The 20850-nt window shown below is 29.8% G+C and carries 21 protein-coding genes and 1 tRNA gene; 6 read left to right on the forward strand and 16 right to left on the reverse strand.

What is annotated here, in order from left to right; translation table 11 throughout:
- Window positions 1-9 precede the first annotated feature (9 nt).
- Window positions 10-273, reverse strand: a complete 264-nt coding sequence (locus ACZ49Z_RS11300; protein ID WP_464304423.1) for a hypothetical protein — start codon at window positions 271-273, stop codon at window positions 10-12.
- Window positions 274-296: 23 nt separating this feature from the next.
- Window positions 297-584 (reverse strand): hypothetical protein, encoded by a 288-nt coding sequence (locus tag ACZ49Z_RS11305; protein ID WP_464304424.1) that lies wholly within the window; start codon window positions 582-584, stop codon window positions 297-299.
- A 200-nt stretch (window positions 585-784) separates the two neighbouring features.
- Here ACZ49Z_RS11305 and mtaB point away from each other — a divergent pair, with 200 nt between their 5' ends.
- Window positions 785-2113 carry a tRNA (N(6)-L-threonylcarbamoyladenosine(37)-C(2))-methylthiotransferase MtaB gene (gene mtaB / locus ACZ49Z_RS11310; RefSeq protein WP_464304425.1) on the forward strand — a complete coding sequence of 443 codons (1329 nt, stop codon included), beginning with the start codon at window positions 785-787 and terminating at the stop codon, window positions 2111-2113.
- 83 nt (window positions 2114-2196) lie between these two features.
- Here mtaB and ACZ49Z_RS11315 read toward each other — a convergent pair whose 3' ends face one another.
- Together ACZ49Z_RS11315 and ACZ49Z_RS11320 are read right to left on the reverse strand one after the other, a co-directional pair.
- Window positions 2197-3756, reverse strand: coding sequence for a vWA domain-containing protein (locus ACZ49Z_RS11315; protein ID WP_464304426.1), 1560 nt, complete (start codon window positions 3754-3756; stop codon window positions 2197-2199).
- Window positions 3757-4000: 244 nt separating this feature from the next.
- A complete protein-coding gene (locus ACZ49Z_RS11320; RefSeq protein ID WP_464304427.1) occupies window positions 4001-4486 on the reverse strand; it encodes a hypothetical protein in 486 nt (161 codons plus the stop codon).
- Window positions 4487-5181: 695 nt separating this feature from the next.
- Between ACZ49Z_RS11320 and ACZ49Z_RS11325 the strand changes: the two genes are divergently transcribed.
- Window positions 5182-5520 carry a hypothetical protein gene (locus ACZ49Z_RS11325; protein WP_464304428.1) on the forward strand — a complete coding sequence of 113 codons (339 nt, stop codon included), beginning with the start codon at window positions 5182-5184 and terminating at the stop codon, window positions 5518-5520.
- A gap of 88 nt (window positions 5521-5608) precedes the next feature.
- Window positions 5609-5863 (forward strand): hypothetical protein, encoded by a 255-nt coding sequence (locus ACZ49Z_RS11330; RefSeq protein WP_464304429.1) that lies wholly within the window; start codon window positions 5609-5611, stop codon window positions 5861-5863.
- Window positions 5864-6142: 279 nt separating this feature from the next.
- On the opposite strand, the gene ACZ49Z_RS11335 is transcribed toward ACZ49Z_RS11330, so the two are convergent.
- Both ACZ49Z_RS11335 and ACZ49Z_RS11340 read right to left on the reverse strand, forming a co-directional pair.
- Window positions 6143-7504, reverse strand: a complete 1362-nt coding sequence (locus tag ACZ49Z_RS11335; protein ID WP_464304430.1) for a transposase family protein — start codon at window positions 7502-7504, stop codon at window positions 6143-6145.
- Window positions 7505-7668: 164 nt separating this feature from the next.
- On the reverse strand, window positions 7669-8019 hold the full coding sequence (locus tag ACZ49Z_RS11340) for a winged helix-turn-helix transcriptional regulator (protein WP_464304431.1): 351 nt from the start codon (window positions 8017-8019) through the stop codon (window positions 7669-7671).
- Between the two features lie 102 nt (window positions 8020-8121).
- On the opposite strand from ACZ49Z_RS11340, the gene ACZ49Z_RS11345 reads away from it, so the two are divergent.
- A complete protein-coding gene (locus ACZ49Z_RS11345; RefSeq protein WP_464304432.1) occupies window positions 8122-8856 on the forward strand; it encodes an SDR family oxidoreductase in 735 nt (244 codons plus the stop codon).
- 57 nt (window positions 8857-8913) lie between these two features.
- Here the strand turns inward: ACZ49Z_RS11345 and ACZ49Z_RS11350 are convergent, their stop codons facing one another.
- From ACZ49Z_RS11350 to ACZ49Z_RS11385, 8 genes are all read right to left on the reverse strand, one after another.
- Complete coding sequence (locus ACZ49Z_RS11350) at window positions 8914-9120, reverse strand: hypothetical protein (protein WP_464304433.1); 207 nt, start codon at window positions 9118-9120, stop codon at window positions 8914-8916.
- Window positions 9121-9406: 286 nt separating this feature from the next.
- Entirely contained in the window at window positions 9407-9664 is a 258-nt protein-coding gene (locus ACZ49Z_RS11355; RefSeq protein ID WP_464304434.1) for a hypothetical protein, read from the reverse strand.
- A complete protein-coding gene (locus tag ACZ49Z_RS11360) occupies window positions 9649-10197 on the reverse strand; it encodes a hypothetical protein (protein ID WP_464304435.1) in 549 nt (182 codons plus the stop codon). Before ACZ49Z_RS11360 ends, ACZ49Z_RS11355 begins: the two co-directional genes overlap by 16 nt.
- 104 nt (window positions 10198-10301) lie before the next feature.
- Window positions 10302-10375, reverse strand: a tRNA-Arg gene (locus ACZ49Z_RS11365).
- 341 nt (window positions 10376-10716) lie between these two features.
- The gene (locus tag ACZ49Z_RS11370; protein WP_464304436.1) at window positions 10717-10857 is read right to left on the reverse strand and encodes an SsrA-binding protein; all 141 of its coding nucleotides are present in this window, start codon (window positions 10855-10857) and stop codon (window positions 10717-10719) included.
- A 61-nt stretch (window positions 10858-10918) separates the two neighbouring features.
- Window positions 10919-13318, reverse strand: coding sequence for a M56 family metallopeptidase (locus ACZ49Z_RS11375; RefSeq protein ID WP_464304437.1), 2400 nt, complete (start codon window positions 13316-13318; stop codon window positions 10919-10921).
- 2 nt (window positions 13319-13320) lie between these two features.
- Window positions 13321-13680, reverse strand: a complete 360-nt coding sequence (locus ACZ49Z_RS11380; RefSeq protein WP_464304438.1) for a BlaI/MecI/CopY family transcriptional regulator — start codon at window positions 13678-13680, stop codon at window positions 13321-13323.
- A gap of 70 nt (window positions 13681-13750) precedes the next feature.
- Window positions 13751-15019 carry an MDR family MFS transporter gene (locus ACZ49Z_RS11385; RefSeq protein WP_464304439.1) on the reverse strand — a complete coding sequence of 423 codons (1269 nt, stop codon included), beginning with the start codon at window positions 15017-15019 and terminating at the stop codon, window positions 13751-13753.
- 188 nt (window positions 15020-15207) lie between these two features.
- Here ACZ49Z_RS11385 and ACZ49Z_RS11390 point away from each other — a divergent pair, with 188 nt between their 5' ends.
- Window positions 15208-17052 carry a PLP-dependent aminotransferase family protein gene (locus ACZ49Z_RS11390; protein ID WP_464304440.1) on the forward strand — a complete coding sequence of 615 codons (1845 nt, stop codon included), beginning with the start codon at window positions 15208-15210 and terminating at the stop codon, window positions 17050-17052.
- Window positions 17053-17272: 220 nt separating this feature from the next.
- Window positions 17273-18094 (forward strand): hypothetical protein, encoded by an 822-nt coding sequence (locus ACZ49Z_RS11395; RefSeq protein WP_464304441.1) that lies wholly within the window; start codon window positions 17273-17275, stop codon window positions 18092-18094.
- A 556-nt stretch (window positions 18095-18650) separates the two neighbouring features.
- On the opposite strand, the gene ACZ49Z_RS11400 is transcribed toward ACZ49Z_RS11395, so the two are convergent.
- Window positions 18651-19766 (reverse strand): MFS transporter, encoded by a 1116-nt coding sequence (locus ACZ49Z_RS11400; protein WP_464304442.1) that lies wholly within the window; start codon window positions 19764-19766, stop codon window positions 18651-18653.
- A 90-nt stretch (window positions 19767-19856) separates the two neighbouring features.
- The gene (locus ACZ49Z_RS11405) at window positions 19857-20720 is read right to left on the reverse strand and encodes a M12 family metallopeptidase (protein ID WP_464304443.1); all 864 of its coding nucleotides are present in this window, start codon (window positions 20718-20720) and stop codon (window positions 19857-19859) included.
- Window positions 20721-20850 lie beyond the last annotated feature (130 nt).

Below are 20850 nucleotides of genomic sequence, written 5' to 3' on the forward strand. Positions count from 1 at the left end.
TAGGAGTTTTTATAACCTACAAATGAAAATGTAATACAGAATTCCGAAAAAAATGAAAGTTAACAGTATAGGTATAATAATATTAAACAGGCGTTGTCTTCTATATTTTTTTCTAATTTGAGCTAATAATTCTGGTGTAGCCTTAATGTGATCTTCAGTTGGAACATCTTTAGCACCAACATAATCTCTCCAATCAGTTGGTTTGCGTTCCGTTCTGCGTTGTACTTTATTATTCTTCATCACCGAAGCAGGTGATCCATAATATCCTCCCATATTGTTAGGTTTAGTCGTTGTTATTAAAAAAAATATTTTGAAAAATAATGATTAAATATTGAGAAAATTATAACAATGGCGATTAAAAAAATAGTGGTTTTAATTATTTTTTTTCTAAGATATAATTTGTTCTCCGCTTGTAATTTTTCCCTTATTTCAGCTAGCATTTCTGGTGTTGCTGTATTATGATCAATAAATTCAGATTGACCATTAGTGGTAGTGTTTATAAACTTTTCTAGTCTTGACGACTTGTTTCTTTTGTTGTTTTTTAAGCTAGAATTTGCGCTCATCATAAAACCTTCACCTGCCATAACTGTAAATTTTCTTTACTTTTCTTTTGAAGTAAAATTTTTAAAAAAAAGTGTTTGTTTATAGTTGTACGTAAGAAATCTTGAAAAAGTTACAAAAAAGGCACATTTTATTCATTTATAATCATTTTATTATCAGAAATAATCTGCGTAAATTTGCATTCTCAATTTTTTGACAACGATTTCATTGATTGAGATAGAATATGGAAAACAAGAAAAAAGTAGCCTTTTATACTTTAGGCTGTAAATTGAATTTCTCTGAAACTTCTACAATTGCTAGAAATTTTCAAGACGAAGGGTTTGAACGTGTCGATTTTGAAGAAGTAGCAGACATGTATGTAATTAATACTTGTTCAGTAACCGAAAATGCCGACAAGCAATTCAAACAAATTGTAAAAAAAGCAATGAAGCTAAACGATAAAGCTTTTGTTGCGGCAGTTGGGTGCTATGCACAATTGAAACCAGAAGAATTGGCGGCTGTAGATGGAGTTGATTTGGTTTTAGGAGCTACTGAAAAATTTAAAATTACCGATTATATTAATGATTTGGCAAAAAATGACATGGGAGAGGTGCATTCTTGTGAAATTGAAGATGCCGATTTCTATGTGGGTAGTTATTCTATTGGAGACCGAACTCGCGCATTTTTGAAAGTGCAAGACGGTTGTGATTATAAATGTACCTATTGCACGATTCCATTAGCTAGAGGAATTTCTAGAAGTGATACTATGGAAGGGGTTTTAAAAAATGCAAAAGAAATTTCGGAGAGAGGTATTAAAGAAATTGTATTAACAGGAGTAAATATTGGAGATTATGGTAAAGGTGAATTTGGAAATAAAAAACACGAACACACCTTTCTAGACTTAGTTACAGAATTAGATAAAGTAGAAGGCATCGAACGTTTGCGTATCTCTTCTATAGAACCAAATTTATTAAAAAATGAGACTATAGATTTGGTTTCGAAATCTAGAGCATTTGTGCCTCATTTTCATATTCCATTGCAAAGTGGTAGCAACGATATTTTGAAGAAAATGAAACGACGCTATATGAAAGAACTTTATGTGGATAGAGTTACTAAAATTAGAGAAGTAATGCCACATGCTTGTATTGGTGTTGATGTAATTGTTGGTTTTCCTGGAGAAACAGACGAACATTTCCTAGAAACGTATAATTTCCTAAATGAGTTAGACATATCCTATTTGCATGTTTTTACCTATTCGGAAAGAGATAATACAGAAGCGGCAGAAATGGACGGAATTGTGCCTTCAAATGTGCGCTCTAAGCGAAGTAAAATGCTTAGAGGACTTTCGGTTAAGAAAAGAAGAGCGTTTTATGAAAACCAAATTGGAACTAAGAGAACGGTTTTGTTTGAAAGTGAAAACAAAGAAGGATACATTCATGGTTTTACCGAAAATTATGTGAAAGTAAAAACACCTTGGAATCCAGAATTTGTAAATACGCTACATGATGTTCAATTAACAAAAATTGATGAAGACGGAATGGTGCGTTTTGACTTTTTAGAGGTAACAGCTTAAAAAAAGATTATCAATAAAAAAATCCCTATGAATAAATACATTTTCAGAGGGATTTTTATTATTAATATTTATCTCAGTAAATATTAATTCACTGTTTCGGCCAGTCTAATAAATTCTGATCTATAACCATCTTGATCGTTAGCCAAACCAGATTTAGCTAGTTTTATTATTGCGTTAGTGGAAGAATTGCTAATCAATTTAGATTCTCTCAACTTTAATCCGAACCAAGCAACAGCAGTACAAAATTTGAAATCGGCAGAGCTAATGTCTAATGGGATTGATTTGTTTTCAACAGTTTTTACCATCTCGATACTCTTTTCTCCATCAGGTTTTTTATATCTAAATTTTATCGTTGCCAATTCATTCGCATAATTGGTTACTTCACTATTTGTTTTTGTATATTTTAAATTTGAAGCAACATAGTTACTTTCAATACCAGTTGGGATAATTTCATACAGAGCAGTTACAGCATGATTACTCCCTAATTCTCCCGCATCTATAGCATCATTTTTAAAATCTTCGGCTTTTAATTTTCTGTTTTCATAACCAATTAATCGATAAGCTTGAACATGTTTTGGATTAAATTCTACTTGAATTTTAACATCTTTTGCAATAGCAAACATGGAACCTTTGAATTCTTTGCCTAAAAAACGATTCGCTTCTTGAATATTGTCAATATAGGCATAATTTCCATTTCCTTTATTGGCTAAAATCTCCATTTTACTGTCTTTATAATTTCCCATGCCAAAACCTAAAACAGTTAAATAAACACCCGATTTTCTTTTCTCTTCAATTAAATCTTCCATTTCAGAATCGGAAGAAATTCCAACATTAAAATCGCCATCAGTTGCCAAAATGATGCGATTGTTTCCCTCTTTTATAAAGTTTTGTTCTGCTAATTTATAGGCTAATATAATTCCTTCTCCACCAGAGGTGCTTCCTCCTGCATTTAAATCATCAAAAGCATCCATGATTTTTTCTTTTTCATTTCCTGATGTCGGTTCTAGAACAACTCCTGCCGAACCAGCATAGACTACTATTGAAACTTTGTCTTTTTCACGAAGCTCTTTAACCAATATCTTCATCGATTCTTTTAAAAGAGGAAGTTTGTTAGCTTCGTTCATTGATCCAGAAACATCGATTAGGAACACAAAATTAGAATGCGGTAAATTGGTCATCGGAATATCTTTTCCTTGTAGTCCAATTTTTAATAATTTATGATTTTCATTCCACGGACTTTGGCTATATTCTGTGTTAATTGAAAAAGGATGAGCGTCTTTAGGTTGTGGATAGGAATATTTGAAAAAGTTCATCATTTCTTCCACTCTAACAGCATCTTTAGGGACTTTTTGACCCTCATTAATAAAACGTCTAATGTTAGTATAGGAAGCATTATCTACATCAATTGAGAAAGTGGAAAGCGGACTTTTATTTGGCGATTCAAATGGATTTTCTTCTAGTTCGGCATAACTTTCTGTGTTTGTTTCTGAAATTGTTTGCTCTTCTTCAAGAATCATGGGTTCATAGTTTTCTAGAGCTTCTACAGCTGCTTCAATGTTGTAATTCTTAGACTCAGAGTTGTTTTTGCAATTTGTTAGCAATAGAACTAGAAAGAGGTTGAGGATAAAATGATGTTTTTTCATGGAATAATTTTAAAATGGTTATTGAATTTTTTAGCGATTTAGCAGCTGTATTGCGATTTATAGGTTATATAAATTATCAAATAGCTACGCTCAATTTTAATGCCAATAACATTGTTAGTAGGAGGGTAACATTCTTTTTTAGAAAAATTTAACTAAAAAGTAAAATTATTATTTAAGAAAAGACATAAAAAAAGTCCACTAAAAGATTTAGCAGACTTTTTAATGTGTTCATGAAAAAACTTCCTTAATCACCTATTTTTTGTTTTATAACTTCCTGAAAATTTTCAACCGCACTAAGCCTTGTTTCTAGTTGATCAATTAATTTCATAAAAGGCTTGAATTCTTTTTCTTGAATTTCGATTTTTTGTTTTAAAGCTAGAATAATTTCATCTTTTAAAGCTACTGTTTCTTTCAAAGAAGCATAGTTTTCTGTTAATTTAATACTGGCTTCAGATTTATAGGCTTCACGAGAATCGCTTAGGTCTCTATTTTTTGCACTGCTAGCACGTAAATAGCTATCATCACCAGTAAGAAGCCAATGAATATTAATATCCTCAAATCTTTTAGAAATATCCAACAAAATTTCTACAGAAGGTTTGTTTTTATCGTCCTTTAAACGGTTCAATTTACTCGAACTTTCATATTTTAAGCCATTCAATGCAAAATCATTGATGTTTTTAAATCCTTGAGATTCAACAATATGTAATAATCTTTTGAAAAAAGTTTGCATTTTTATAAAAATAGGGTTGTATAATCAAAACTTGTTTGTATATTAGCTACATCAAAACGAATCAAAAGCAACTTGAAAGCGAATTGATATTAAAAGCGAATATAGTAAAAAAAAAACTATAGGAGTAAGACTATAGGATGAAAATATTTGTAAGACATAATCAATTTGATTAAAGTGATGTTTACTAAAGAGTTGTGAATTAAAAAAGAGGATTGTAATGCTCTTATTCGTTATCAAATAAACAAATAAATAAAACAAAATTAATGACAGCAACAATTCAAAAAATCCCCATTTAAGAGTTAGAACGTTTTTGAAAAAGATTCGTTTATTGAAACATGTTTGCAGGAATTAGTATAAGCAAGCAATTTAAATGAGCAAACAATTTAAATTTAATAATATAGAAAAAAATAAAAAATCAAAATTCGTTTGTGCATTATTTGTTTCTAAACATCAATCGCATCAAAAACCGTACTTTAATCCACTTCCGAAATTCAGTTCATATGTGTAAAAAAGCATTTGGTCGACTATTTACAGGGAATCATTGTGAAAGTGAAAAATATATGAAAAAAATAGAGTAAGTTAGTGTAATTAAAGCTTTATACATTTGTTCATAGTAGTTGAGCTATTCTATAAAAGAGTGGAAAATAGTAGTATAGCTTGAATTACTTTTATTAACACTTAATATTAATATTACTATGTATTCAACTCACGAAATTGGCAAAATATTAGATAGAGCATCAAGTATTGATGACTTTTTATCCATTCAAATTGAAATATTAGAAAATGTTGAAGGCTATTTGAAACAGTTCACCTCAGATTATTTTAATTTTATTGGTGAATTTTGTATGAAAGCTGTTCCTGCATTAATAAAAGAAGTTGTAAATCAAATGGATAAATTGGCTTCGTTTCACTTCATGACGATGCTTTTCTTTGATTTTGAAAAGTTTTATAAAAATGGAGGAGCTATATATTTTAAAAATAGTGTTGCAACAATTGAAGAAAAACTTAAAAAAACTGTGAAAACAGGTGAATAAGTTGTGTTTTTTGTTTGGTTATTAATTAATGAATTCTAGAGTGTTTGGTTTTGCTTTTTATAAAAATATAAACGATAAAAAGTGAGTTATGATTAAGCCATTAGAAAAAGAAATAATCGTTAAATACTTAGGAAAACAACCTAGTAAGAAGATTATCCCAATTTTAAACAAAAAAAGAATCTTAAATGCAAGAGGGAGATCGTTTTCACCAAAATCTATTCAAGATATTATTAATGGTAAAACCGAAAACCTTAGAGTAGAAACTCAAATTATTAAAATTGTTGAAGCTGCTAGAAGAAAAGAGAAAAGAATGGAAACATTAAAAAATCATGTCTTTAGCTAATTTTAATGTATTGGAGATTCATTGCTATTAACCCAAAAATATCTCATAATTTCTAATTTTATTTGGTTTTTTTAGAAATTAGACAATACTTCGTTTTCTTGTGAGGCAAATTCAGAAGTAACAAGATTTTTTGAAAAATACTTTAAATAAAAACCTCAATTCATATTAATATAATTGAGGTTTTTTATTTTGTAGTAAAAATTATATGTTTTTATGATTTTTAAATTTGATATTTCTCAACAAGACGCACTTTTCCTATAAAGTATTTTTTTGAATACTTTACGCTGCTAGTTGTGTTTGATTTTTGTAAATTCTTCTTCCTATTTCTTTAGCATTAGCTGTATGTATTCCGAAAAAAATCCAAAGCATTTCACTTTTCTTGGTTCTAGCTTTTATCTTTCGTAAATTATAGTGCTCTTTTTCTTTGCCAAAACTACCTTCTAATCGAGTAGCTCTTTCTTTTTTAATTTCTGAGGCTAGCTTCTTTCTATGCTCTTCGTGTTTTCCAGCTTTTCCTTTTCTAACAAAGTCTGTTTGTATGTTATTTGTGGACGAAAAAGTTCTGTTTTTATTTGTGGCATAAATAGCATCAGCTCCAGTAATTCTTACTTTAGTTTTAGTTAGATTTTGTGCGCAAAATATACTGTTTTGAAATCGAGTTCCTTCGTTAAAGGCACGGTATTCTATATGTTCTATAAAATTGATTCCATCAATTTGAATTTTATTTACTTTTGCTCCAAATTCTACTTGTTTTACTTCTTTACCACGCACAATTGGGCGAATATAACTTTTATTTATGCTAACAATTCTATCGGGAACGCTTTTTCCTGTTGCAAAAATTTTTGATTGTTGTTGGTAAATAAGACGGATTATTCTGCGTTGTTTGCTGTATTTTGTGGTTGGCTCAAAGGAATATTGATTTTCAATTTTACTCAATTCTCCATTAAGTTTATATAATAATTTCAGAAGACCACGAGTCATTTTTGTTCGTTGCTTTGCTGTTTTTTTTCTTTTTCTAGAATACTCATTGTAGCGTTTACACCAATCAATATATTTGGTTCTTGGAAGTTTTATTTTTAAAATGCCACATAATGATTTCATTTGATTATAATTCCACACAATACATTCCCAAAGTAGTTTCTCATTGGTAGGAAAACGCAACTCACTCTCATAACAAGTGGCATCTATCAAGACTTTGTCTAAATCATTCATATAAGGTAGCCAGCTTTTAGCTAATGTTTCTTGAACTTTTCGAACATCTAATTTTTTGGCTAATTCCATTCTTATTTGGCTAACTATTTTAAAATTTGTAAGCGGGGAATCTAGAGGTAATACAATATCACAAAAGTATTGCATGTAAACATTTCCGTTTAACAACTCGATTAGTTTAGCATCAGAACAACCATAATAGTTTTTTAGCATCATCAAGGCAATCTTACCTTTAGTACTAAAAATGCAATCTGGACCTTTTTTGCACGCTTTCAATTTAAAACTTTGAGAAAGTTCTGAAAAAGGTGTAGCTAGATGAATTTTACCTAAATCAGACTTTAGAAATTGCTCATAAAAAACATTAAAATCTTCATTGATAATATTTAAAGGCAATTTGTGCTGAAATTCACTTATTCGTATTATTTTTGACATACATATTTAAAAGAAAACCCCGTTTTTGACTCTTTTTGAGCATTCTCGGGGTTTGTTTCTTCTAAAATACAAATTAAATAACTGATAAGCAAGTATTTATTTAATTGTGAATGTGCCTTGTGAAACGAGGTATTGTTTTTTTTAGTCACAGTTTTATGTTTCAATTATTTTTCAAGAATATGCCTATAGGTCCAAGCTTTCATTGCTTTTAAAAGAGGTGCTAAAGATTTTCCTTTTTCAGTTAAACGATATTCAACTTTGGGCGGGATTACAGGGTAAGATTTTCTAGTAATTACGCCTAATTGTTCCAAATCTTTCAGTTGATTTGATAACATTTTCTGGCTAATTCCTTTTATTGTTTTGTCTAACTCGTTAAAACGCATCACTTCATGATCTAATAATAGCCAAACAATAACAGGCTTCCATTTACCACCAATTTTTTCCATAAAAATTGTAATGGGGCATTCTTCTGCATTGATGTATTTTTCTTTAATTTTTTTTATGTCAATTTCCATAAGAATTATAATATTCCGAATTAAAAGTCAGTTACTTACCTTTTGGTAAGTACTTGTTTCAAAGTTAGTAATAATCTAGTTTTGTTCAAAAATAAATATAAAATGAATAAAATAATTGTCATTACAGGAGGAACAAGCGGAATCGGATTGGCTTGTGCAAAATATTTAATTTCGAAAAACTATCAAGTAATTATTACTGGTAGAAATCGAGAAAATTTGCAAAAGGCACTAAATGAGCTGGGCGAAAAAGCAGCCGGATATATTTCGGATACAAGTATTTTAAGCGATATTGATATCTTGGTGAATCAGATTAGAGAAAAACATGGCACAATTGACGGTTTGTTTGTAAATGCAGGAATATTTAAATCGATTTCATTTGAAGATACTAATGAGGTATTGTTTGATGAAACCATGAATAGTAATTTTAAAGGTGCTTTCTTTACAGTGCAAAAGTTTATTCCGTTGCTTAAAAATCCTTCAAGTGTTGTTTTGAATACCTCTATAGCTGTTTTTAAAGCTTTTCCCAACGCAAGTATCTATTCGGCAAGCAAAGCTGCATTAGAAGCAATTGCAAAGGTGTTAAACCTTGAATTAGCTCAGAAAGGAATTCGGGTAAATGTCGTTAGTCCTGGAGTAACACATACGCCTATTCAGAAGAAATCGGGAATGACAGACGAAGCTATTGATGGATTATTACAACATTTTTCAGAAACATCTCCGATAGGTAGAGTAGTGCTGCCTGAAGATATTGCACCAGTAGTGGAATTTTTAGTTTCTGATAATTCTTTAGTGCTACGAAATGAAAAAATTGTAGTTGATGGAGGATCTACCTTGTAGGGTTTAGAAGTAAACTCTTCTTTGAAATTTTAAAAGAAGGGTTTGCTTTTATGAGATTTATTCTCTTTTATTATAGCCATACGTTCTTCTTTTGGGATTCATTGTCAAATAAAAGATTTGGTTTCTCTTGTAACCACAATTTAAAATCTCGTTTTCTATTTGATCTAAAAAAGCTTTTGGTGTGTTTTTATCGGTATGTAATAATACTTTTAATTTTTTGTCATAATGACTTCCATAGTCTAGAAAGCTTCTTATATCTTTCAAATTGCTGATGCGTTCGTTTAATTGTATATAATAATCTCTAATATTGTTTTCTTTATAAGAGTTTAGAGTGTCTTTTTTTAATTTTCCAATATAAATATGAATGTTATAGCTATGGTTGTAATCTTTATAATCATAATCAAATTCAGTAGTGTTAGTTTCAAAAGGATGAATGTTTACTAAAAGTCCCGCTGAAAAATCGGAAATAAATGTTTGTTCGTTATCTTCTTGTTTAATCCAATAGACGGAATCATTTACGATAAGTTTGTTGTTTTTTATTGAAAAATCATTAGTAAAAATAATTTACATCAATTGCAATTTCGTCTTTTTGTATCTCGACACCTCTTTTTATTGGATAACCTGCTCCATGAGTTTCTATGTCAATTGAATAGGAGCTATCAGTAATTTTATGGCAACTTATATAGTCTGGATTACCAACTTCATATTCATGCCAATGACCAATAAGTTGTTCTTCTTTGCTTTGGCAGGAAAACAAACTAATTGTAAGTAAAAATAAAAAGCTTCTTGTTGTTATAGTTTTTTCCATCCTGTTATTGTTTTTTTATAGAAATACGTTTGGTGTAAACCCGTTCCGCAATATAAGGGTGTTTTGTAAAAATAAACATCTAAGATGGCTACTTTTGAAGTAGCATTATAGATAGGATAAGAGACATTGTATAAAAAGTTGTCCTTAAAACGAGTTTGCCATTCCTTTTTTCTCTTATCAATTTCGTTCTGCTTACGATTTTCATTTGCAAAAAAATAATCATATTCTTTGCTATCAAAAGCGACTATATTTTTTAATTTCTCAGTTTTCCAATAGGCTTTAGTAAAAACAGGAAAAGGAAGCTCTTTATGATGAGGAATTACTGGGATTTCATCAAAACTCACCATTGTATATTCGATTGAAGAACCAACTAATTGGCTGTTGTTCCAAAGAACAGGTTTGTCTTTTTGGTCTGCAATAAAAGTGTTTACCACTGAGTAAGCATTGTCTTCGGTAAAGAGATTTGATTTTTCTTTGTGTTGACAACTTAAGGAAAAATTCAGTAAAAGTAATGATAGAGCTATTTTCTTCAAGGTTTGTTTTTTATTTAAAGCATAAAAATAAGAAGATAAATGGTGTTTTCTATGAAGATTGAGTAGAAACAAAAAAACGTTAAGCGAACTTAACGTTTTTTTAGTGACCTCGACAGGATTCAAACCTGTAACCTTCTGAGCCGTAATCAGATGCGCTATTCAGTTGCGCCACGAGGCCGATTTTTTAACAAGTATAAAGATTATACCTTTGTTATTGAGGGTGCAAATATAGTTATAATTGTATTAAATGCAAATAGAAATATAAAAAAATTAGCTTAAAAAAATAAGTAGTAAATTATCTCTATGATTTTCAGTGTTTTCCAATGAGTTTTTTTGTTTTATTTTTTGAAAAAAAAATAAAACAAATATTCATTAGTGTTGCTATTGTTAGTATTTATGTAGATTCTTGTATAAGAAAGTAGAGATTAAAAAGATAAAAATCAGGTATAAAGGGAGGTTTCTTCAATTTTTTTAAAGAATTGTAATAGAAAAAAATGTAAAGAGATTTTTACGCTATAACTAATCTAATGATTTAATGGTAATATAATAACGATATGCTAAAATAGCCTTCTGCCATTTTTTAGCTTTGGTAATGTCTAATCGTTGTTTTGTAAAACTTGGTAATAACAGTTTGTTGAGTTTTGCAAGAAATTTATACATCACTTATTTTTTTGACAAATATAGATAAAAAAACATCTCGAAATTTCGAGATGTTTTTGTGTTATTCTTTTTTTTGTTTTTCAATTTCTTTTAGTCTATGCTTTTCTGCTTTTTCTTCGGCTAATTGTCTTCTCTGTTCTTCCTTCTTCATTTCTAAAATTTGTTTCCTTTTTTCAATTGCTTCTCTCTCTTTGTTTTTTCTTTCTTCAATGAATGCTTTTCTTTCCTCGATTAAGGCTTTCACTTTTTCTTTTTTTATATCGTTTTCAGGAGTGATATTCTTTTCAGATTCTTTATAACTAATAATTTTAACGATATTTCTATCATTATTGAAATAGATGTCTTTAATGAAGTTGAGGTTTTTTTGTTCGAAGAATTGGGCTTTATTAGTAATCTTTTTACCGTCTAATTCAATATCTAAATCTTCTAAATCTAAAGCAGGATAGCTAGGAATTTTTATGAGACCATTTATAATATAGATTTTTTTATCATTATCTAGGGTGATTATTGTGGATTCAGATTTTTTAACTTCTTGACTCACTTCAATGGTTTCTTGATTGTTCCATTCGGCAGCATTTTCAACTACATCTCCAGTAATATAAATAATTCCGTCTTTTTCTTCAATTTTGTTATTTCCGTCGTTGTATAGCCACCAATTTTTGTTTTTTAGAGTAGTATAGTCATATTTCTTATTGTTTATGATATATGTTTTGTCTTCCTCGAATTCTAGTTTGATATTTTTTGGTTCTACATTTGTCACTGCTTTAGATATAACATGAATTACATCTTTTTTGCCTTCAGAAATTGTTGCTTTGCCTTTAAAAAGTATTACACCATTTTTTCCTTTGTCTCCATATTTTTGTTGTGCTTCTTCATTAGAGTAGTGAATAATTGTTCCGTCTAGAGTTACTTTTTTTTCTTTTAAATCACTACTGCTGTATTCTTTTCCATTAATAATATATAGCTGATTAACTGGGTCGCGTTTCACAACGGTAAATTCGTAAGCTCCATTTTTTCCAATGGCTCCATATTTCTTAACAGCTTCTCTTTCGTTCAGTTCTCTAGAATTTGTTACTTCTACCGTATAATCAAATTTAATGTTTGAGCCTGTGCTTTGTTTGACATTGTTAACCACAAAGAGTACAGGGGTTTTGTCTAATTTATTTTGTTCGATTTTCCAACCGTGATAATTAACCGTATTGATTTCATTGTTGATTATGCTTGTGCTTGTTGGTGTTTTTTGGGCGTTTATATCGTTTGGTCTAATAAAGTTAACGGTTTTTTCGTTATTGTCGTTTTCATTAGCGATAATTGTAAATGGAGTGATGCCTTCATTTTCGTCTATTTCAATGACCGAATTATAAGTTTCACCTGTGCTGGCTGTTGCTTTAATGCGAACTATTTCATTTTGTTTGTTTCTTTTTATATTGTCGAACTCTAATTGAATACCAAATGTTTTTTGTAATGAGTTACTAATTTTTTGCAGTTCTTCATCGGAAGTGTTTTTATTAATTGTAATCTCTGTTTTTGTTGTGGTTCGCGTGGAAGAAATGGTGTTAGTGTTTTCTTCTGTTTCTTTTATTTGTGCAATAGTTTCGTGTTGGAAAAAGAAAATAAAAGCGACTAAAAAAGGAACTACTATGGAATATTTCCATAACTTTTTTTTCTGGGATTGATTTGTGTTTAACATAACGATTCGTTTTTTGATTAATGATTGATAAAACTGATTAGTGATTGATAATTGATTCTTATTGATGATTGCTTTTAATAATGTTTTTTGATATTGATATAAATTAGTGGTGTTTTTAGCGGTTTTTGCATCTGCAATAAACTCTAAATTTTCTAACATTGCTTTTTTATAGAGCCAAACAATAGGGTTAATCCAGAATAAAACACAAAGTATTTTGGCAATTAAAACATCAAGACTGTGTTTTTCTTTAATGTGTATTGTTTCGTGTATGAAAATGTATTTTAATTCTTCTTCGGTGAAATTGGATTTGTTATAGACAAGGTAATTGAAAAAGGAAAAAGGACTTTGGTTTTCTTTTAAAGCGATCAATTTTATTTTGTTTTCAATGCTTTTTCCCCCTTGGTTTATTATTCTAAAGAGCGAAAAGAATTCTAGAACTAACTTTAATAAAAAGTAGGAACTAATAAGAATATAGAGGATGCCGAAAAATAAACTCCAGTTAAAAGACTCTTCCATAACTTTAACGCTACTAGTTATTGGAGTATTTGTAGGAACTATTACAGAAGAATATGTTATAACAGGTTGTGGTGCAATCCAAACAATTGTTGTAAATAGTAAAGACGGAATGATGAATGCACTTGCTATTCCTAGTAATAAAAACCAGCGATTACCTTGAAAAAAAGTTTCTTTGCGAAGTAAAAAATGATAAGCTAAAAAGAAGACTATCAATATACTATTTACTTTTAACAGATAGAGAAGAAAATTTTCCATGACTATTTCTTTTTTTCGATGATGTCTAAAATTTCTCGAAGTTCCGCTGCTGATATTTTTTCTTCTTCTGCAAAAAAGGAAACTAAATTTTTGTAGGAGCTATTAAAATAATTATCAATAGCAATGTTCATGAATTTTTTTCGATACTCCTCTATGGTAACAATCGGGAAGTATTGGTGCGTTTTTCCGTAGGCGGTATAGCCAACATATTTTTTTTCCTCTAAGTTTCTTACAATTGTAGATAAAGTATTATAGTGAGGTCTATCTTCTGTAATCTCTTCAAGAATATCTTTTATGAAAGCTTTCTTTAACTTCCATAAAATTTGCATAATTTCTTCTTCTTTATTCGTGAGCTTTTGCATAACTTTTAATTTGTTATGACGAATGCATAACTATTTTTTTAGTTACACAACTATAAATATAGTTATTTAACTAGTTTTTAAGTTTTGACTTATTTTTCTGCTCATTTTTTACCATAATATAAACCCAAAAACTTAATAGTGCTCCAATTAATCCTAGTGTACCCATAAATGCCCAATTGAATTGATAACCAGTTAATGGATATTCAAAAAAATGAACACCTTTTGTTTGAATGTTTGACATTCCTGTTTTTGCAGAAAAAATATGGGCTAAGCTATAGCTCATTGTAAAAATAGCCATGTAACGACCTTGATGACCTTTCGGAGCACGACTCATAGCAAAAGAGTTTGCAAAAGGAAAAACAAGCATTTCGCCAAATGTTATAATAAACATCATTAACCATAAAATACCTTCCCATTTGTCGAACAATAATAAAAACATACAGCAACCCATAATGAGTGTTCCTATAGCGACTACTTTTGCTTTATTAAATTGTCTTTTTTCAATGTAACTCACAATTGGCATTTCCATTATAAAGATGATAACCCCATTAAATGTCAATAGAAGGCCTGTTCTAAACTCGGTCAAGTTGAATTGTTCTTTATGATAGAGTGGAAGCGTGGTAAAAAGTTGAAAAAAGAGTATTCCAGTAATTAAACAAGTAGTTAGAAAAACCCAAAAAGGAAGGTCTTTAAAAACAGAAGCATTGAGTATTTCTCCTGGGTTTTTAGCATCTAGATAGCTCGATTTTTGTTTTTCTTTAACTAGTTTCCAAAATATAAGGATAGCTAAAACACAAGTAGCTCCATCTACCCAGAACAAACCTTTATAGCCAATATTCATAATGATTAGGCCTCCCAAGGCTGGTCCTGCAGCAAACCCCAAATTAATAGCTAAACGCACTAAAGTAAGTGCTCTTGTTCTGTTTTCTGGTTTAGCATAAGCAGCTAAAGAAACAAACATGGCTGGTCTAAACATGTCGGCGATTACCATGATCAAGAAAATAGCAACCATTAAACCTTCAAAAGTAGTAATGTGTTGTAGTCCAAAAAACATGAGTCCGCTGGTAAGTAAACTAAAAACCATGATCTTATAGAAACCAATTTTGTCTGATAATTTACCTCCAAGCCAAGAGCCTACCATGGAACCGCAACCAAAGCTTACCATTATCCAACCCACTTGGTCATAACTAAATCCTAAATCTTCTTTTAAGTATTTAGAAAGAAACGGGAGAACCATTGTTCCAGCTCGGTTAATAAAGGTGATAAGGGTTAAAATCCAAATTTCTTTAGAAAATCCTTTAAAGTTGTTGATGTAATTTTGAAAGGCTCTTTTTAACATGATTTCGCTTAAATTCCAAAGGTACGAAATCGAATAGTCTAAATTAGGAAGTTGCGAAATAAAAATATCTTAAAGAGCCATAATTTTATTGCCTATTATAAGAACTATTCAGTAAAATAAACACTTTTCATCGCTTTTAAAATAGATCTAATTAATGTAACTTGCAGGTCTATATAAATGAGAAAATAATGGGAGATAATAAAACGCTAAACTATATAAAAGATGTAATAAATAACAGTCCAGCAGATTGGTTAAATTTAACAACACATCGTTTAGATATATATGAAGAGAAATTAGCGAAAACTCAATTCTTAGAACAGTTTGAAAGCCTTTTTAAAACCAATAATTTTCAAACATCTGCATTAAAAGAATTACCAACAGCATACGATTATATTCGATTAGGACATCCATTGTCTTGTGTGTTAGAATGGACAATTGCTAAATTGAACAATTTAAAACCAGAAAATGTAGTTAGTTTTTCCTCTAAGACAACACCAATTTTAGCTATTTTAAGAAAAAATCTATTCGAGAAGAAACACACACAAATCCTATATTCTGATGCATTGCCAAAATATTTTGATGTTGAGGTGCTACAATCCGTTTATGGTTATCAGTTTGAATTGAAGAAGGTAGCAAGTTTAGAAGAAGTGCAGGATTTTGATGGAAGTACGGTTTTTGTTTCAGAAAAAGAACAAATTACTAATATAAACGTATCATCTGCTGTAGATTTTTTTATTCATCTTCATGCAAATTTAGGAAGTGTTTTAGTTGTAAATGGAGAAGAAAATGAAAGCTATGTTTCAGAAATTCAACATGTGCGAAGAAGAGAAACAATTGCGATGACGCCTTCTAACTGTCTTAAAGTTTTAAAAACTTTAGTCGAGAAGTCTCCATTAAATAAAGCCGAAAGTAATCTTGAAAACAATAAAAAAGAAGTGTTGCAATCTATTGCTACCATTACCAATGCCCCCACAAAAGCACTGGTAGGTTCTAGTGGATTATCAATTCAATATGCTATCATGATGGGTTTAATTGATTATGCACAAGAAAATCATCATGGAAAAGCAATTAAGTTTGTTGTTCCTCCCAATTGTTATGGTGGAACAAATGATCAAGCAAGACGTGTAGCAGCTTGTTTAGAGAATGTAGAAGTGGTAGATTTACCAGTAGATGGTGGTAATGATATGGTGAAAAGTATTGATGTGGTCTTGACTAAAATTGCTGAAGAGGATGCAATTCCTTATATTATTGCTGAAATTCCAACCAATCCAAGAGTGGAAGTGCCAGATTTGCTACAATTAAAAGATGCTTTAAGTCAAGAACGTAAAACAGCAACTGGAGAAATAGCAATTGATCCTGTTTTTATTTTAGATCAAACATTTTGTCCTAATGTGCACTTTTTAGGGGAAGAAGATATACTTTCTACCGTTAGAACTATTTCATTTGCAAGCGGATCTAAATTTCCAAGTGGAGGGCTTTGTACTGCGGGTTATTGTGTTGGAAATAAAAAAACAGAAGCTTTAATGGAAAAAATTGAAAAGCACCTATTACTTTGTGATAATGAAGCTACTGATTTTCAATATGAAATATTGGCTAAACAATTACCGTCAATGAATCAAAGAATTATTGATGCCTATAAAAACACACGTGAGTTTGTGAACTTTATTCATGAAGTATTGCCAACAGCAAAAATCAATTTTGTTTCAGAATCTCTGGCAGCACAAGGATTTACACCTTCTGTTTTTTCGTTAGATCTTCCAACAAAAGGAAATACAGACGAAGAAAGAGAAACCTATAAAAGAGCATTAAACCTCAAGTTAATTAACTTAATGATTACTGAAATTCCAAATGAAAGTAAATATTGCGTGAGTTACGGACAGTTGAAAGGGTGCTATTGGACAATCCCAGCAACTTCTACACAAGGAACTACGAAAGAAGGCGATAAAGATTATATTGCTCGTGTGGCACTTTCTGCTAATATGGATTTAGAACGCCACAAAAAGGTGTTTTTAGATTTTGTAGCAGCTATTTAAATGTATTAGGAGGTGAAAGCCTCCTAAATTTTTTATTGTGATTAATTTATTTTTTTTTTAATATTATTTTTGCTTATTTGTTGATTTGTTGTTAAGTAAATGAATGTTTAGATTTGTCTAGAGAATCGAAATAAGTTATTATATAAAATAGGAAGACTATAAATGTCTTTTATTAATGTTAATGAATTTTAAAATTAAACAAAAAACAGCACTTGTATAAATGATTTTAGATACGAATACAAATTCAATATTTAAAGAAATTACAATTACAGAAAATTTTTTACAAAGAAAAATTGTGAAAAATTTTGCTTTATTATTTCCAGAGTACAAAATAATTTCTAATGAATACAAATTACAAGGTGATGTTAGGAAATTTGGAATAAGTGGAAGGATTGATATTTTTGCATTAAACTTAAATGAAAGTAGATTAGCTGTTTTTGAATTAAAAAGAGAGAACAATAAAAATATTCTTTTTCAAGCAATAGATTATACTGATTTTATAAGTGAAAATTATAATCTTATTGTCTTAAGTTCTGAAAATTTAAGTTTAGAAGAAAAAGATTTACTTTTAAAAAACAAAAAGAAGCCAGAAATAATTCTGATAGCTAAAAATTTTAATCACCCAACTATTAGAAGAATTGAAAAAATTGAAAATAAAATAAAACTTTTTGAATACAAAGCTTTTGAAAATAATTTAATTTATTTAGAAGTGGTATGCAGTAAAAAAGATGATAGACTTGTGTTTTATAAAGAGGAGGAATACAATGTAAAAGAAATTGACTCTACAAATGTTAATCTTTTAATTAAAGAAATTATTAGAAATCTCGATGAATCATTTTACTTAATTGAATCAAATATTTTAGTTGTAAATCCAACAGTTTTATATAATTCTTTTAAAGAAATTGCACCAAGTTTTAATTTGGTGCATCTAACAAAAGGAAAGTTTTTAAAACTAATTCGACAATCCAATTATTATGTCGAAGAAAGGAAAACAATGAGGTTTAAAAAGTTTAATACAAGTGTAATAATTGTAAATTTATAAGTGAAACTAATTTCTAGCTCATTCAAAAAAGATTATAGTAATCAGACTTACTTAAAGATTAAATTAAATGATTAAATCTTTCAAGTGATTTTAGGAAGAACCATTCAAAATAACTCAAGAATAAGTTAGAAATTCTTTTTATCTGTCAGATGGCTTAGTAGCTCTTATTGTGTTTTCTACAAATAATTTTCAAGATTTAGCAGTTGTTGTTAGCAGTATTCAGAAAACTGTTTTTAATAGTCCAAAACTTGTTTGTGGGTATAAATGATTTAAGATGAGACTGTCTAAAAGATAAGTATTTTGTCATTTTAAACCCAAGGGAGAAAATCATTTCGACTTCGTAGTGTGACTTCTCTTGTTGTTGAATTTGCCTCGCTAAATATTAAGTCATAACTTTTGGACAGACTCCTAATTGGTTGATTTAGTTTTTTATAAATAGGAAATATTGCCTAAATAGTTTTGTATTTGCTTGTTTGTTTTCTTTTTCTAAAAGAGAGAATAATTAAGCTAATGAATAAAAGAAAAGTAACAATAGTAGCTATCCCGAAACCAATTTTCAAATTGATGTCTTTTGGTATGGTTGAGTTGTCGCTTTATATTGATAAGCTTTAGAAATAAAATAGGAAGGAAGTAAAATAACACTAAACACTATAGCTAAATAGTTAGGATTAGTATATTTTGTAACCATTGCATTTACAGTTGGTGCAATTAATGTTTCTGCTAAACTTAAAAACATGAAATTTAGGGAAATAAAATATATTTTGTCTTCATTTGGAATTTTTGGAAAAAATAAAAATAACCCAATTCCAATTTTTGTGAGTAGAAATCCTACTGTAATTTTTGTTATTTGTTTTATGTTGAAAAAATACCATAAGACGGATAATAAAATACAGCATAAGCCAATAAAAATTGCGTTGTATTTGTTAAAGGTTTCAAATAAACTATTTTCTGTTAATTGTGTTATTTGGTCATAGAATAAAGTCATGTTTTGTTCATAGATGAACCAATAAATACTTGCTAGTGTGGTAGCAATAATGACTATCAGTACTCTTTTAGGTAATTGAAAAGTCCGATTTTTGATAATTGCTATTTTTTTATCATTAGAGGAAAGCAACGATAGGAACCCGGCTAAAAAAAAGAGTATAGAGGTTAAAACTAAAGCATATTTGAAATTTATTTCTGAAATATAGCCAAGGGCTAATATTCCAATAAATGAACCTAGATTTGTAAGCGCATATAAAAATGTAAACGCACTGTCTATTATGGATGGTTGGTTGGTGAATTCTTTACCAAAACTAGCAGTTAAATTTGTGGAATACAAACCACCACCAATTAATATCAAAAGAGTACCAATCAATAGAAAGTATAAAGAATCATTCCAAAAAAATAAAACCCCTAAAGCCTGAAGGAAAGCACCAATTATTATAGCTTTTTTATTTCCAATTGCCAAATCACCAATACATGCACCAATAATTTTTGAGAATAGAAGCGCAATAGAAAACACTCCTAGGTATTCATATATTTTCACTAGTGTTAGGTCAGCAATGAGGCTTTCAGATAAATGAAGAATAATTATAGCTCTAAACCCATAATAGGCTGCTTTTTCAAAAAGTAAAGAAAAGCCATAGAGAATAGCATTTTTTGTGTAGGTGGTGTTTTGTTTTGTCTTCATTGCTTTTGTATTAGTACTTTGTAAAACTAAAAAAAAAACCGTTTAACTAATGTGTTGTTAAACGATTTTTTGTAATTTTTATTTTACGTTTTAATACATTGCATTAATTGCTGCTTTGTCACCAGCAGATAAATAAGAGCGTTGGGCATTCCATGTAGTACCATCTTTTTTAGTCATAGCAGGAATACTAGTGTTGTAAACAACAGAACTTCCAGCTCTAGCTCCGTAAAGCATAATAGAATTAAAATCGAAAGAGCCATTTGCAGTACAACCCGAACATTTGTCATATTGCGATTTCCAATTTGGTCTAATGTTAGAATAATTTACAGTAATATAAGTGTCTCTATCGGGTCTTTTTTGTTCGTGGATTAAGCCAACAGCATGTCCAATTTCATGAATAACACTACCTGTGCTATAGGAATTGGGATCCACGCTAATAATTTGTTGTCCACCGTTTCTACCAATACTGGTGCTATACGCAGAGCCATTACTGTTTTCTTGGACTAAAATGTAATCTCCAGATGTTCCTGTAATTTGTGTAAAGGTAAAACCTAACTCGTTCTTCCAAGAGTTTGTTGCAGCTGCCCATTTGTTTTTTAGATTTTGAGATACTCCATTGTCATATTTCCAACGAACAGTTCGGTTGGGCCAAATACCACCATCATAAACGCCTTTGTTTGTAGCTGCTTCGTTAGGAAGTAAAAAGTCGTTTCTATTGAGAAGAACGTCTCCATCATAAAGATATTTTCCATTTTCAATCTCTAGAAGTTGCACCATTTTTCCTCGATAGACAGCGTCTATTAAATCTCCACTAGATTTAGCGTTGTAAATTTCATCAGTTACAAAACTTAATTCTTGTGTTGAATAGCTACTTTCTTCGTTTTTTTCACACGAAGCCATGCCCAATGCGAAAATCGCTATTACTGCGAATTTTCTAAAATTGTTTTTTGTCATAAAAATTGATAGTTAAATGTTTGTTGCAAACATATACTTTAAATTAACAATTTGATTACATTAAAATAACGTATTTTGTTAAATTTTGTATATTAAGTTTTTAAGGTGAACGCTATAACGTGATTTGGAG

This window comes from Flavobacterium sp. KY-23415 (genome assembly GCF_055384985.1).